Annotated in this window: 13 protein-coding genes; 3 read left to right on the forward strand and 10 right to left on the reverse strand. The window is 63.7% G+C overall.

What is annotated here, in order from left to right; translation table 11 throughout:
* Nucleotides 1-30: 30 nt before the first annotated feature.
* The 10 genes from VLU25_00535 to VLU25_00580 all read right to left on the reverse strand — a co-directional run bounded on the left by VLU25_00535 (nt 31) and on the right by VLU25_00580 (nt 9,260).
* Nucleotides 31-822 (reverse strand): hypothetical protein, encoded by a 792-nt coding sequence (locus tag VLU25_00535; GenBank protein HSR66400.1) that lies wholly within the window; start codon nt 820-822, stop codon nt 31-33.
* Nucleotides 819-1,040 (reverse strand): hypothetical protein, encoded by a 222-nt coding sequence (locus VLU25_00540; protein HSR66401.1) that lies wholly within the window; start codon nt 1,038-1,040, stop codon nt 819-821. Before VLU25_00540 ends, VLU25_00535 begins: the two co-directional genes overlap by 4 nt.
* A gap of 106 nt (nt 1,041-1,146) precedes the next feature.
* Nucleotides 1,147-2,259: an ABC transporter permease gene (locus VLU25_00545; protein HSR66402.1), complete on the reverse strand. Its 1,113-nt coding sequence runs from the start codon at nt 2,257-2,259 to the stop codon at nt 1,147-1,149.
* Nucleotides 2,256-3,401: an ABC transporter permease gene (locus tag VLU25_00550; GenBank protein HSR66403.1), complete on the reverse strand. Its 1,146-nt coding sequence runs from the start codon at nt 3,399-3,401 to the stop codon at nt 2,256-2,258. Before VLU25_00550 ends, VLU25_00545 begins: the two co-directional genes overlap by 4 nt.
* Nucleotides 3,398-4,159: an ABC transporter ATP-binding protein gene (locus VLU25_00555; GenBank protein ID HSR66404.1), complete on the reverse strand. Its 762-nt coding sequence runs from the start codon at nt 4,157-4,159 to the stop codon at nt 3,398-3,400. The genes VLU25_00550 and VLU25_00555 overlap by 4 nt, the downstream gene beginning before the upstream one ends.
* Nucleotides 4,156-4,956 (reverse strand): ABC transporter ATP-binding protein, encoded by an 801-nt coding sequence (locus tag VLU25_00560; protein HSR66405.1) that lies wholly within the window; start codon nt 4,954-4,956, stop codon nt 4,156-4,158. Before VLU25_00560 ends, VLU25_00555 begins: the two co-directional genes overlap by 4 nt.
* On the reverse strand, nt 4,953-6,158 hold the full coding sequence (locus VLU25_00565; GenBank protein HSR66406.1) for an efflux RND transporter periplasmic adaptor subunit: 1,206 nt from the start codon (nt 6,156-6,158) through the stop codon (nt 4,953-4,955). Before VLU25_00565 ends, VLU25_00560 begins: the two co-directional genes overlap by 4 nt.
* Before the next feature lie 4 nt (nt 6,159-6,162).
* Nucleotides 6,163-7,509: a TolC family protein gene (locus VLU25_00570; GenBank protein ID HSR66407.1), complete on the reverse strand. Its 1,347-nt coding sequence runs from the start codon at nt 7,507-7,509 to the stop codon at nt 6,163-6,165.
* A complete protein-coding gene (locus VLU25_00575) occupies nt 7,506-8,135 on the reverse strand; it encodes a TetR/AcrR family transcriptional regulator (GenBank protein ID HSR66408.1) in 630 nt (209 codons plus the stop codon). Before VLU25_00575 ends, VLU25_00570 begins: the two co-directional genes overlap by 4 nt.
* A 114-nt stretch (nt 8,136-8,249) precedes the next feature.
* Nucleotides 8,250-9,260, reverse strand: a complete 1,011-nt coding sequence (locus tag VLU25_00580; GenBank protein ID HSR66409.1) for an NADP-dependent oxidoreductase — start codon at nt 9,258-9,260, stop codon at nt 8,250-8,252.
* A 443-nt stretch (nt 9,261-9,703) separates the two neighbouring features.
* On the opposite strand from VLU25_00580, the gene VLU25_00585 reads away from it, so the two are divergent.
* From VLU25_00585 to nrfD, 3 genes are read left to right on the forward strand one after another with little or no spacing between them, the layout of a single operon-like run.
* Nucleotides 9,704-10,360, forward strand: a complete 657-nt coding sequence (locus VLU25_00585; GenBank protein HSR66410.1) for a cytochrome c3 family protein — start codon at nt 9,704-9,706, stop codon at nt 10,358-10,360.
* On the forward strand, nt 10,357-13,419 hold the full coding sequence (locus VLU25_00590) for a TAT-variant-translocated molybdopterin oxidoreductase (protein HSR66411.1): 3,063 nt from the start codon (nt 10,357-10,359) through the stop codon (nt 13,417-13,419). Before VLU25_00585 ends, VLU25_00590 begins: the two co-directional genes overlap by 4 nt.
* Before the next feature lie 18 nt (nt 13,420-13,437).
* Nucleotides 13,438-14,826, forward strand: coding sequence for an NrfD/PsrC family molybdoenzyme membrane anchor subunit (gene nrfD, locus VLU25_00595; GenBank protein ID HSR66412.1), 1,389 nt, complete (start codon nt 13,438-13,440; stop codon nt 14,824-14,826).
* Nucleotides 14,827-14,834: the final 8 nt, after the last annotated feature.

The raw sequence follows: 14,834 nt of genomic DNA on the forward strand, positions 1-14,834 counted from the left end.
GCCGGCCGCGCCTTCCCTGAACCTTGAGCTCTAGAGTTCGATTTGCCGAAAGCGCCCTTCCATTTCCTGCAGGCGCTTGAGCAGATCGCTGAGGAGAGAGGCTGCCTCAATGGGCTTGGAAGACGTGAGAGCGCGGCGCGCTTGGGACAGTCCGTCCTCAATCGGAGCCGGGTCGAAGCCGTGGTGGGTGAGCATGAACCTGAGGCCGTGCCCCTTCCGGAAAGCGCCGTCGGCTTGGGAAAGCAGGGCCAGGGCTTGTTCGCTTTGACGCTCTTCAGCGGCCTGCCGCGAGCGCTCCACCAGGTCGGCCAAATGACGGATGACGTCGAGACGAGGCTGGCTGCAATGGACGCGCAGTGAAGCGAGCCGGTCAGCCGCTTGGCCGTCGATGTAGGGACGCAGGTAGAAGCGTCCGTGCCCGGCCGTCCACCGCGCCCGGTAGCTCCCGTCTTCCCGCCGCTCCATGGGGAGGCGGCGCCGGGGCATTCTGCTGTCCAGAATCTGACGGACTTTGGGGTCATCGAGAGAAGGCTGATAGGCTTGCGCCCGTCCCTCCAGCACGTCTTTCATGTGGGCCATCTGCCTGTCATGCGGCCAGCGATCGGGTTCCGGCGCCAACTCGGGATGGTGGAAGTAATGAAACTCCACGATTTCTAATTCCACAGTGCTTGTGTCGTCCCGGCCTACAACCAAGACCGCCTCGACCTGCTCTCCGGCCTTGGCGAAGGCAGGCACCGAGAAGGCTTCGATTTCCTGGCCCCTGGCCTGAGACGCCCAGCCCGACGCCGCAACGACAACGAGGAAGATCCTGAATACTCTCATGCCCGCTTGGACGGCTCCAGCGCCGTGAAATCTTCCCTCTTCCTGGCCGTCGCTGATGCCGGCATCTTGACAGCAGATCTCACGTTCAGATCGTGCTGCCCGGACAGCGTCATCTCGAGATTTTTCAGGGTTTGCTGGAGGATGCCGGAGTCGGCGGCAACCTCTGTACCGACGCTCATCTCGCTTCCCTGGCCATCGAGCACCAGTGCGAGCTGCATTCCAATAACGCCCACTTCTCCCGCTTCAGAGGCTTACGCTGGAATAATCCGTTGGGCTGATTGGGGCGGTTGGCCCGTTCGAACCTCGCCAATGGCAAGCCGCACTTCACTGGTTTCGCTTTTGGAAGCGCCAGGTGCTGAGGGCGATGGTGGCGGCGGCCATCAGCGTCAGGACCAGGCATTGCGGCCACAGGATTTCCAGTCCGGTGCCCTTGAGAAAGACGCCCCGCACCAGCTCGAGAAAATAGCGCATGGGATTGGCCAGGGTGATCCACTGGACTGGTTCGGGCATGTTGCGGATGGGAAAGGCGAATCCGCTCAGTAGAAACGAGGGCAGGAAGAAGAAAAACGATCCCATCACGGCCTGCTGCTGGGTATTGGAAACCGTCGAGATGAGAAGTCCCACTCCCAGGGTGGTAGGGATGAAGAGGGCCGATCCCAGCAGCAGCATGCTCCACGATCCTGCCAGCGGGATGTCGAACACCAGCAGGGCCGTCAGCGTAACCAGGGCCATCTCGGCCAACCCCACCACGGCGAAAGGCAGCGTCTTGCCCAGCATCAGTTCGAGGCGGCTGATGGGGGTCACCATCAACTGCTCCAGGGTGCCGATTTCCTTTTCCCTCACCACGGCCATCGAAGTGAGAAGGATGGTCACCAGTCCGATGATGTTGACCACCACTCCGGGCACGAAGTAGTCCTGGCTGCGCAGGTCGGGATTGAACCAGACGCGGCTGCGCAGCTCCACCCGCTGCAGGGTGGTCGCCTCGGTGGGCCGAAGCCGGGCGCCGGCCTGGTTGAGCGCGCGGGTCAGATAGCCGGAGACGATGGAGGCGGTGTTGGAGTCCGATCCGTCAACCAGCACCTGCACGGCTCCCGGCCTGCCGGAGATGACGTCGCGGCCGAAGCCGGGCATCACATGAACCGCGGCGGTCACGCTGCCCCGTTCCAGGAGCGATTCCATCTGGCGCTCGTTTGCGGGCTGTCGGCTGATGCGGAAGTAGCGGGAGCCCTGCAAGGCTCCGGCCAGTTCCCGCGATTGGGCAGTTCCGTCCCGGTCCAGCCAGGCCAGACGGCTGAGTCCCACGTCGAGGTTGACGGCGTAGCCGAAGATGATGAGTTGAAGCAGCGGCGGCCCGATCAGCATGGCCCGCATCTTGGCGTCCCGGAAGGTGACCAGTATCTCCTTGAGGATGATGTGGCGGATCCGTCCCAGGTTCATGTGACCGCCTTGCGCGAGAGGCTGCGGGTGGCCGCCAAGAAGACGAGCAAGCCGAAGATCGTCAGCAGGACGAATTCCCAGGCCAGCACCTGCAGTCCTGATGCCTTGAGGAAGATCCCCCGCAGGATGGAGACGAAGTAGCGGGCCGGCACCAGGTGGGTAAAGGCTTGAATGGGCCCGGGCATGTTGTCGATGGCGAAGACGAATCCCGACAGCAGGAAGGCAGGAAGGAAGGAACTCATCATGCCCAACTGGAAGGCCAGAAGCTGAGAGTCGGCGGCGGCCGAGATGAGGATTCCCCAGCACAAGGCTCCGAAGAGATAGAGGGCGCATCCGGCCGCCAGCAGCAGCAGGCTGCCGCGCAGCGGCACCTGGAAGACGGCTACCCCCATGACGACGGCGATGAGGGCGTCGATGATGCCCAGGGCGAAGTAAGCGGCCATCTTGCCCAGGATGATCTCGCCGGGTCGGACCGGTGTGGAGAGGAGTTGCTCCAGGGTGCCGCTCTCCTGCTCGCGTGCGATGGTCAACGAGGTGAGCAGGGCTGCGATCAGCATCAGGATGACGGCCACCAGGCCCGGTACGACGTAGTTCTTCGATTCCAGTTCGGCGTTGTACCAAATGCGCTGGCGCAGCTCCAGGGGAGGTCTCGGCTTGCCTTCCACCCAGGCGCCGGATGGGGATAAATCGGTGCGCCTTGAGAAGTCGGCGACGACGTTCTCGGCGTAGCCCAGTCCGATGGAGGCAGTGTTGGAGTCGGAGCCGTCGAGCAGGAACTGGACGGCCGGGCGCAGACCTCGCTGCAGGTCTCTTTGAAAGCCCCGCTGGATGGCCAGTCCTCCCAGGGCGCGTCCCCGGTTGATGAAGGCTTCCAACTGGGCATAGTCGTGGGCTTCTCCCAAGATCTCGAAATAGCGCGAACCCTGGAAGAGGGAAACAAGCTCACGCGAAGCCGGCGTACGGTCCTGATCGAGCACCAGGATGGGGAGACGGTCGACGTCGAGCGTGAGGGCCCAGCCGAAGAGCAGCAGCATGAGGGCGGGAAGGGCCAGGGCCATGAGCAGGCTGCGCTTGTCGCGCAGGATGTGCCAGGCCTCCTTGCGGGCCATGGCCCGCACGCGCCGCCAGCGGAGGTCTTTCATGGCTTCTCCTCCTTGCGGCGCTCTTCCACCTCGCGTTCGATGAGCTGCACGAAGACCTCTTCGATGCCGGTGCGGCCCTTCTCGTCGATCCGGCGTTTGAGGGCCCTGGGCGAGTCGAGGGCGATGATGCGTCCGGCGTGCATGAGAGCCAGCCGATGACAGTGCTCGGCTTCGTCCATGTAGTGGGTGGTGACGAAGATGGTCCGCCCCTGCTGAGAGAGGGCTCTGATGAGCTTCCAGAACTCGCGGCGGGCGATGGGATCGACCCCCGAAGTGGGCTCGTCCAAAAAGAGGATGGGGGGATCGTGGAGTATGGCGCAGCCCAAAGCCAGACGCTGCTTCCAGCCTCCCGGCAGGCGGCGCGTCAATTCCCGCCGCCGCTCTTGCAGGCCCAGTCGTTGGGCGATTTCTCGCCGCCGCCGCCGCCCCTCCTGGCCGCGCAGCCCGTAAACGCCCCCGAAAAAGCGCAGGTTCTCGGACACGGTCAACTCGTCGTAGAGGGAAAAGCGTTGCGACATGTATCCGATGCTCTGCTTGATCCGTTCGGGTTGGAGGTAGACGTCATAGCCTTCTACGCTGGCTTCTCCCGAAGTCGGTCTGAGGAGTCCGCAGAGCATGCGGATGGTGGTGGTCTTGCCGGCTCCGTTGGAGCCCAGGAAGCCGAAGATCTCGCCCGGCTCGACTCTGAAGCTGACCCCGTCGACGGCCACGAAATCGCCGAACTTGCGGCTGAGATCCTGCACCTGCACTCCCTTCATGAACGGGCCTCGCTTTGCTGGTCTCGGCTATTGTCGAGGTGCTGTTGCCGCACCAGGGCGACAAAGGTTTCTTCCATGGAGGGCAGCTCTTCTTCCATGCCCGAGGCCCGGGCGCGGCGCAGTTGGCCGGGCTTGTCGCAAGCCACCAGACGCCCCTCGTACATCAGCCCCACCCGGTCGCAGCGTTCGGCTTCGTCCAGGTAGGCGGTGGCCAGCAGGATGGTGATGCCCTGGTCCGTCAAGCCGCTGAGGATTCTCCAGAACTCGCGCCGCGAGACGGGGTCGACGCCGTTGGTGGGCTCGTCCAGCAACAAGATCCGCGGCTGGTGCAGCAGCGCGCAGGTCAGACCCAACTTCTGTTTCATTCCTCCCGACAGTTTTCCGGCCGGGCGCGAGAGAAAGTCCTGCAGGCGGGTCATCTGCAGCAGCCGGCTTCCCCGCTCACTCAGGGTTTTCGGGTCCAGCCCGAACAGGTCGGCGTAGAAGCGCATATTCTCCTCCACGCTGAGGTCGAAGTAGAGTCCAAAGCGCTGGGGCATGTAGCCCAGGCTGTCCTTGAGCTGGTATCCGGGCCGCTTGCCCGCTTCGATGCGGTGGCCGTCCACCAGGGCTTGGCCGCCATCGGGCGCCAACAGTCCGCAGAGCATGCGGAAAGTGGTGGTCTTGCCGGCTCCGTCGGGTCCCACCAGACCGAAGATCTCGCCCCGCTCAACGCGCAGGTCAAGGCCGCCAACCGCTTCCAGATTGCCGAAGCGCTTGCGCAGATCCCGGCACACGACCGCCGCCTCCCGGCTCATGCCGCTGGTTCCTCCTCGTTCAGGTCTTGTCGGGCAGGCTGCAAGGGGATCTCGACGTCGCAGGGCATGTTGAGCTTGAGTTCGCCCCGCGGATTCTCGAGGCTGATCTTGATGCGGTAGACAAGCCGCGAACGCTGCTCCGGGGTCAGCACCTGACGGGGCGTGAACTCGGCCTCAGAGGCGATGAAGGTGATCTCTCCGCGGTAGACCTTGCCCGGATAGGAATCGGTGCTGACCTGCACCGGCGAGCCCAACTTGACCCGTCCCAGCAGGTTTTCGGGAATGTAGGCGCGCATCCAGGGCCGGGCATAGTCTCCCAGGCTGAGGATGGGGGTGCCCGCTGCCACCACTTCGCCCGCTTGGCCGCTCTTCAAGAGCACCACGCCGTCGATAGGAGACAAGGCTTGCGTGTCGTCCAACTGGGATTCGATCTGGCTGACCCGCGCTTGGGCCCGTTCGATCTCAGCCCGAGCGGTCTCGATGGAGCGCGAGAGGCGTTCGATGTCCAGGCTTCCAGCCTGCGCCAGCCTGAGTTGGGCCTGGGCCTGTCGGACTCGCGACCGGGCTGCCTCGATGTCTTCTTGGCGAGGACCCTCCCGCAACAGGTCGAGGCGCTGGCTGGCCTGCTCCGCCTCGGCCTGAGCGGTTTGGTAGGCCGTTTCGACCTGGTCGAATTGCTGGCGCGAGATGTCTTCGTGCTCCACCAGCGGCTGGGCGCGCTTGTAGTCGCTCTCGGCCTTGGACAGCCTGGAGCGGGCCCGCCTGAGGGCGGCGTCAGCCTCTTCGATCTCCTGCTTTCGGGTGCCTGAGAGCAACTCTTGCAGCAGGGAGCGCTGAGCCTGCAGGGCCGATTGGCGCTCCTCCACGGTGCTTTCCAGGCTCTCCTGCTGGAAGGCTCTCTGGGCCCTCAATTCGTCAACCCGAGCCGAGGCCGCCTTGAGTGCCGCCAAGGCTTCCCGGCGCCGCTGCCGCAACTCCTCATCGTCCAGGCTGGCCAGCAGGCTGCCCGCCTCTACCGGTTCGCCCTCCGCGACCCTGATCTCTTCGATTCGGCCGGCCCTTTTGAAAGCCACCTGGACTTCAGTCATCTCAATGTTGCCGGTGAGGCTGATTCTGTCGCTCGCTTGCGGGACAGGCCACAGCAGCCAGGCCGTGACTGCCAGCCCGGCCAGGACGAGCAAAGCCAACCCAGTCTTCTTCATCTTGCTATTCCTCCCTCTGCCCGATCGGTCCCAAATGGCTCCTGATGGTTCCGATGGCAGCCCGCAGTTCGACGCGGGCCGTGCCGCTTTCGAAGAGCGCCGAATTATAGTTCTCGCGTGCGCGCTCCAGGCTGGCTTGAGCTTCGGTGACCTCCAGCGAATTGGCCACGCCGGCCCGGTAGCGGCGTTGCGCCCGCTCCAGTTCTTCTTGTGCCAGGTCCAGACCTTCTCGCGACACCTGCACCTGCTGGTCGGCCAGGCGGGCCCCGGTCAGGGCCAGGCGCACTTCCAGCTCGACTTCCTGGCGCAGGTCTTGCAGGAGGGCTTGGCGGCGCCGCAGCAGCGCCCTCGCTTCGGCTTGCTGGGCCTTCAGGCGTCCCCCCTGGAAAATGGGGATGTCAAGGCGCAAGCCCAGCGTCCAGGTGGGCAGGGAATCATCGGCATAAATGCCGCTGGAACCGTAGTCGGCGAACGCCGCCACCGAGGGCAGGTGGCGGGCCCAGGCGGCCCGCACACGTCTTTGAGCGCTGCGCACCTGGTCCTCGAGCGCTTTCAGGTCAGGACGCGAGGCGCGGGCCGTCTCGTCGGCCTGGCGGGCGTCCATCAAGGGAGCAGAATCTCGCTCCAGCCGATCGGTGAGTTCGATGGGTGCGCCGATTTCGGCTCCGATGACGCGCTGCAGGTGCAGGTAGGCCCGTCCCAGCCGGTTCTGAGCCACCAGCAGGCGCTGCTGCTGATTGGACAGTTGGACAGCGGCCCGAGTCTCCTCCAGGCGGATGCCTGTGCCGGCTTGCAGGCGGCGCCCGGCTGTTTCCAAGAGCGAACGGGCCAGCTCAACGTCGGCCTGGGCGGCTTCAAGGTCGGCCCGGGCCCGCAGGGCCTGCAAATAGATGCGGCACACCTCGGCAGCCACCAGATCGCGGGTGCGCTCCAGGTCGTGAAGGGCGCCCTCAGCCGAAGCCTCGGATGCTTGCAGCTCTTTCAGCGCACTCCAGTCGAAGACCGTTTGGTCGATCTGGGCGCGGGCGTCGAAGGTGCTGAAGGGCCCGACAAGCCGGGGCGGGCGGAAGTTGCCTCCCTGGTCGCGCAGGCCTAGAGCTTCCAGATTGCGGGTCAGCCGCCGCTGGTCGACGAGAGCCCGCAGGTGAGGAAGCAGGGCCCCACGGCTGATGTCAGTCCTGGCCCGTGCCGCTTCCAGATCGGCGCGGGCCGCTTCCACCCTGAGGTTGCCCTGGGGAGCAAGCGCCATCTGGACGGCCTCGGCCAAGCTGAGGCGAAGGGTGTCGGCAGCCTCAACGCTGGGCGCCGTCCCCAGCAGGAGCGAAAACGCTACGGTCAATAGTCGTCTCATGCGTCGTTTTCACCTGTCAGTTGCCGCTTTTCGCCTTTGCCGTCCCTGCCCGGGGTGAGGATACCCGTCATCAGGACGGCGACGATCCGATCCAGAACCTGGCCGGCGGAAAGCGGCAGTTCCGCCAGCACCTGGGGCGTGATCAGTCCCTGAACCATGGAGAGGAAGATGCGCAGGATGAGGTCGGTGCTGAGGTCCTCGCGAAGAGCGTGCTGCTGCCGGCCCTCTTGAAGCAGGCGGCGGAAATGAGAGCTGAGTATCCGCTCGCGTTCCTGCACCAGTTCCTGCCACACCTCGGGGGCGCCGCCGCGCAAATCGCGGAAGAAGCGCTGCGAAGGCTGGGGCAGGGCCTGGGCCAGGCGCTTGAGGACGACGCGCAGCTTTTCGGCGAAGTCGCCGTATTGCCGAGCCGTGGCGTCGCGCAGCACCTGGTCGATATGCCGGGTTCGCCCCAGCAGCACCTCCCGCAGCAGGGCTCGCTTGGAGTCGAAGTGCTGATAGAGCGTCCGCTTGCTCATGCCCAGGCGCCGGGCCAACTCGTCCATGGTCACGGCCCGGATGCCGTCCCTGAAGAAGGCCTCCTCGGCCGCCTGTCTGATCTTGTTCTGCGCTGCGCCTTGTTGCAATTGCGAGTCTGCTCCCTAGAAAACTGAATGAGTTTTATAAGTTTCCAACGCATCTTAGCTCACTCTCTCCGCTCTTGTCAAGACCATGGAGTTTCCGACAACGCGGGTCGCTTGCTATGACTCGGGACCGACTTGCAGGATGAGTTTGCCCTGGTTGGCGCCTTCGAAGAGGTCGTTGAGGGCTTGGGGCGCGTTTTGCAGTCCCTCGCGGACGTCCAGGCGGTACTTGAGGCGGCCTTCCATCAGCCAGGGAGCCAAGTGCTGGAAGGCCTCGTCGCTGCGGTTCAGGTAATCCATCACGATAAAGCCCTGCACCTTGAGGCGCTGGGTGAGGATGCGCACGAAGTTGTAGGGACCTGGGACCGGCTCTGTGGCGTTGTACTGGGAGATGAGTCCGCAGACGGGGATGCGCCCGTAGCGGTTCATGCGCGCCAAGACGGCGTCCAGAATCTTTCCGCCCACGTTTTCGAAGTAGATGTCGATGCCCTGGGGACAGGTTTCCTCGAGGCGCTCGTAGACGTCCTCGCTCTTGTAGTTGATGGAGGCGTCGAATCCCAGGTCTTCAGTGATCCAACGGCATTTTTCGCCGCTTCCGGCGATGCCGATGACGCGGCAGCCCTTGATCTTGCCGATCTGTCCCACCAGCGAACCGACCGCTCCGGCGGCGGCTGAGACCACCAGCGTCTCTCCCTCCTTTGGATCGGCCACATCCAGCAGTCCGAAGTAGGCCGTCAGCCCGATGTGCCCCAGCACTCCCAGGTAGGCGGTCAGGGGGACGGGCAGCTCGGGCAGTTTGGTCAGTTGCTCGCCCGCCAGCGCGGCGTACTCCTGCCATCCCAGCAGGCCTTGGACATGATCGCCCTTTTTGAAGCCGGAATGCTTGGATTCCTCCACCTGGCCCACGGCGATGCCGTCCATGACCCGGTTGAGCTGAACCGGCTCCCGGTAGGAGGGTTCCTCGTTGGCCCATCCGCGGTTGGCCGGATCCAAGGAGAGGTAGATGACCCGCACCCGCACTTGGCCTTGCTGCAGGGGATCCAGTCCGCCCTCCACCCACTTGAAGTCCGATTCCTCGAGCCGCCCCTCGGGACGGGAGACCAACTGCCATTGCCGATTGACCGTCATGTTCTATCCTTTCCGCCACTTTTGCCGATGGCTTCTTCCCCTTCGCAGGTTTCGTTTGATTAGAACAGTACCATAGATTCAAAGGTAAAGAATGAGTGCAGAGAAGGGCCTTTCGAACGTGTGTGCCGGGTTCCTTGCGCGACTCGGAGGGACGCTTCAGGAGGGCTGAAACATCCTTGAGATGCAGAAATTCGCTGGAAGAACTCCCTGGATTGAACTGAGCCATGCGACAGGCTACAATACGGCGCGTGACCGTGAGAGCGCGGGCACCCGGACGGAACGGTGATACTCTGCCAGGGGAGGCACACGGATCACCGCAGCAGATCAGATGCAACCCTCTCTATTCCGTTCAGGTCAGGCTCCGGTGGGTGCCGCGGGAGTGAACTCGCGGCCGAATGCCGGGTACCGAACCCCGATGTAACTGGAAGTAGCGACGCTCGCATATGGGACAGATATTTCATCGAAGCACGAATGCCTACGCCAAGCTGAGCATTGCGTTCGGAGCTTTGCTTGTCGTGATTCTGGGCTGGGTGGCCTTCACGCTGCACGGATCGCCCTACGTGACTCGGCAATACATTCCCCGTGAACAGAAGGTGCCCTTCAGCCACCGCCATCACATCGCCGGCTTGGGCATAGATTGCCGTTACTGCCACACCTCGGTGGAGGAAAGTTCTTTCGCCGGAATCCCTGCCACGGAAACTTGCATGTCCTGTCACTCTCAGGTCTGGACCGAGGCCCCCATGCTGGAGCCGGTCAGAGCCTCCTGGCGGGATGAGCTTCCTTTGGAGTGGAACCGGGTCCATGACTTGCCCGACTTCGCATACTTCAACCACAGCGTGCATATCAAGAAAGGGGTAGGATGCGTCACCTGCCACGGACAGGTCGACCAGATGCCCCTCATCATGCAGACTCAGACGCTTCACATGGGATGGTGTTTGGATTGCCACCGCAATCCTGAACTCTACGTGCGTCCGCGCGAGGAGGTCTTCAACGTGAACTGGACGCTTCCCGAGGGCGTGACCCAGCGCGAGTTGGGCCTGCGCCTGGTCGAGGAATACGACATCCGATCCCTGCAATCCTGCTCGACGTGCCACCGATGACTACGGAATACTCCAAGCCCCGGCGCACCGAATACTGGGAGCTGTACGACAAGATGCTGGCGCGGACGTCCGAAAAGGGCGGACGCGACTACTGGCGCAGCCTGCACGAGCTGGCGGAGACTCCCGAGTTTCAGGAATACTTGAGCCGCGAGTTTCCACATGGCGCTAGCGAGATGCAGGACGCGGTGGGACGGCGGCGCTTCCTCAAGCTGATGGGAGCCTCCATCGCTTTGGCGGGAGCCACCGCCTGCACCAAGCAGCCGGTTGAGAAAATCTTTCCCTACGTGCGTCAGCCCGAGCAGATGGTGCCCGGCAAGCCTCTTTTCTTCGCCACCGCCTTCACCATGGGCGGGCGGGCCCGGGGAGTGCTGGCCGAGAGCCACATGGGACGCCCCACCAAGCTGGAAGGCAACGAGATGCATCCGGCCAGCCTGGGGGCCACCGATCTCTTCACCCAGGCGGCCGTGCTGTCGCTCTACGATCCCGACCGCTCCCAGGTGGTGCGCAACGCCGGCCAGATCCGCACCTGGAGCGTCTTCGCCGACCGTTATCGTCAAGCCATCGAAGAACAGGCCGCCCAGCGGGGCGCAGGTTTGCGCATTCTCAGCGAAACCGTGACTTCGCTCTCTCAGGCCGCCCACCTGCGGCGGGTTTTGGAGCGCTTCCCTCAGGCCAAGCTGCACCAGTGGGCACCCCTCAACCGCGACAACGTCTTCGAGGCCACCCGCATGGTTTTCGGCGAGCCTCTGGAAGTCCGCTACAAGTTCGACCGGGCCGACGTCATCGTCTCCCTGGACAGCGATTTCCTCCACGGTTCCGAGGCTCCGGTGCGTTACGCCCGCGACTTGGCCGCCCGCCGCGACCCTTCGGGGGACGGGCCCATGTCCCGCCTCTACGCGCTCGAAAGCAACTACTCCGTCACCGGAGCCTACGCCGATCACCGCTTGGCCGTGCCGCCTTCGCACATAGAATCGGCGGCCCGGGCGCTGGCGCGACGAATCGGCTCGGGGGGCGGACAGGATTGGGGCGAGCACGGGGAATGGATCGATGCCGCTGCTTCCGATTTGCAGGCGGCCGGCGCCGGCGCTCTGGTGCTGGCCGGAGACCACCAGCCGCCCGCGGTTCATGCTCTGGCTTACCTGATGAATCAGGCGCTGGGCAGCATTGGCCGCACGGTGGAGTTCACCGACCCGGTTGACGCCTTTCCCGTCAACCATCTGGAGTCGCTCAAGGAACTGGTCGACGACATGAACGGCGGCGATGTCGAGGTGCTGCTGATACTGGGCGCCAACCCAGCCTATGACGCGCCCGCCGATCTGGACCTTGCTTCCGCTCTAGACAAGGTGCCGCTGCGCGTCCACCACGGACTCTACGTGGACGAGACGGCCCGCCTCTGCCACTGGCACGTGCCTGGCGTCCACTTTCTGGAAAGCTGGGGCGATTGCCGCGCTTACGACGGGACGGTGACCATCCAGCAGCCTCTCATCGCGCCTCTCTACGGCGGAAAGAGCGTCTACGAGGTGCTTTCCTTCCTGACCGGTGAGGAAGGCATCAGGACCTACGAAGCGGTGCGGGAATTCTGGGAAGACAACAGCCCTTCCATCGATTTCGAGTCCTTCTGGCGGCAGAGCGTCCATGATGGAGTGGTGGCCGACAGCGCCCTGCCCGCCCGTCAGGTCAGCGGGTCGGCCCAGGGTTTGCCTCAGCCTTCGACCTCCATACAGGGGATGGAGGTGGCTTTTTTGCCCGACCCCACCCTCCATGACGGTTCCTTCGCCAACAACGGCTGGCTGCAGGAATGCCCCAAACAGCTTTCCAAGCTGACCTGGGACAACGCTTTGCTGGTCTCTCCCGCCACTGCCGAAAGGCTAGGACGGGTCTCCAGCGATGCCGCCCTGAAGGGTGAGATGACGCAGTGGAGCGTGGCCGGCCAGATGGCCCAGGTCAAAGTCGGCGGACGCACCATCGAGGCCGCCTTGTGGGTGCTGCCCGGACACGCCGACGATTGCGCCACCCTCTTTCTGGGCCATGGACGCAGCCAGGCCGGACGGGTCGGCAACGACACCGGATTCAACGCCTACCCGCTGCGCGCCTCCGACGCCATGGGCTTCGCCGGCGGACTGGAGATCACGCTGCAGAGCCGGCGCTACCCGCTGGCCTGCGTCCAGGACCATCACAGCCTGGAGGGCCGCAACCACTACCGCGCCGCCACCCTCGAGTACTTTCGTGAACACCCCCACTTCGTAGAGGAGTTGGAGCACCTTCCGCCCGATGACCTGCCCACCCTCTATCCCGAGTGGGACTACCAGAACGAATACCGCTGGGGCATGGCCATCAACCTGGGCGCCTGCACCGGATGCAACGCCTGCGTGGTGGCCTGCCAGGCCGAGAACAACATTCCCGTGGTGGGCAAGGACCAGGTGCTGCGCGGACGCGAGATGCACTGGATTCGGGTGGACCGCTACTTCAAAGGCGACATCCATGCTCCGGCCGCCTTCAACCAGCCCGTTCCCTGCATGCAGTGCGAGAACGCACCCTGCGAGCCGGTTTGCCCGGTGGCCGCCACCGTTCACAGCGATGAAGGCCTCAACGACATGGTCTACAACCGCTGCGTGGGAACCCGTTATTGCGCCAACAACTGTCCCTACAAGGTGCGGCGATTCAACTTCTATCTCTACGCCGACTGGGACACCAAGTCCCGCAAGATGCAGTACAACCCCGACGTCACCGTGCGCAGCCGGGGCGTCATGGAGAAGTGCTCCTACTGCGTGCAGCGCATCAGCGCCGCCCGCATCGAGGCCAAGCGCGAAGACCGCCGCATCCGCGACGGCGAAGTGAGGACGGCTTGCCAGCAGGTGTGTCCCACCGAGGCCATCCTCTTCGGCGACCTCAACGACGCCGACAGCCGGGTGGCGGCGGCCAAGCAGCAGCCGCACCACTTCGCCATGCTGGCCGAACTCAACACGCGTCCCCGCACCAGCTATCTGGCGCGCATTACCAACCCTCACCCCGGTCTGGAAACACCCGTCGAGCAGGCCCAGGAAGAAGGGCATCACTGAAGCGGAGCAAGAGGATAAATGGCGACCCAATCGCAAAAACTGCCGTCCGGATACGAGCCGCCGCCCAAGGTGATTAAACCGGGTCACGACCTGGGGACGATCAGCGACCGCTTGAGCGCCTTCGTGCTGCGCAAGAGGACGCCTCAGTGGTGGCTGGTCGGACTCAGCATCAGCTTCATCTTCTTCATGGGCTTCATGCTGGCCGCCGGCTATCTGCTCTACTGGGGCGTCGGCGTCTGGGGCGTCAACAACCCGGTGGGATGGGGATTCGCCATCGTCAACCTGGTCTGGTGGATCGGTATCGGCCACGCCGGAACGCTGATCTCGGCCATTCTTCTGCTCTTCCGCCAAAAGTGGCGCACCTCCATCAGCCGCTTCGCCGAAGCCATGACGCTTTTCGCCGTGGCTTGCGCCGGACTCTTCCCCATCCTCCATACGGGACGCCCCTGGCTGGCCTACTGGCTGCTGCCCTATCCCAACACCATGCAGATGTGGCCCCAGTTCCGCTCGCCGCTGGTGTGGGACGTCTTCGCCATCTCAACCTACGGGACGGTCTCGCTGCTCTTTTGGTACGTGGGCCTGATTCCCGATCTGGGCACTTTGCGCGACCGCACCAAGAAGCGCTTCTTCCAGGTGATCTACGGATTCCTTTCCCTGGGATGGAGAGGATCGGCCAAGCATTGGCAGAACTACGAGATGGCCTACCTGCTGCTGGCCGGACTGGCCACCCCGCTGGTGCTTTCGGTGCACACCGTGGTCAGCTTCGACTTCGCCGTCTCGCTGATTCCCGGATGGCACACCACCATCTTTCCTCCCTACTTCGTAGCCGGCGCCATCTACTCGGGATTCGCCATGGTGCTGACCCTGGCCATTCCCGTGCGCTGGTTCTGCAAGATGGAGGACTTCATCACCATGCGCCACCTGCACAACATGGGCAAGGTGATGCTGGCCACCGGACTGATCGTGGCCTACGGATACATGATGGAAGCCTTCATGGCCTGGTATTCGGCCGCCCAGTACGAAGTCGACATGATGCGCTACCGCGTCTTCGACGGTCCTTACGCCCATGTCTACACGATGCTGATCCTCTTCAACATCCTCATCCCGCAGTTGCTGTGGTCGAGCAAGATCCGCGCCAACGTGGTGATGCTGTGGATCCTGTCCATCGTGGTCAACGTCGGCATGTGGCTTGAACGCTACGTCATCGTCGTGACCTCTCTGGCCCGCGACTACATGCCTTCCGCCTGGGATACCTATGGAGGAACCGTTTGGGACTACATGCTCTACTTCGGAACCATCGGGTTGTTCGTCACCCTGGTCTTCCTTTTCATCCGCGTTTTGCCCTTCATCTCCATGTCGGAGATACGCCATATGTGGAGGGAGCAGAAGCATCAGGGTGAAGCCTAGGAAACGAG

This window comes from Acidobacteriota bacterium (assembly GCA_035471785.1).
In the GTDB taxonomy this organism is placed as follows: Bacteria; Acidobacteriota; UBA6911; order RPQK01; family DATIPO01; genus JANQFM01.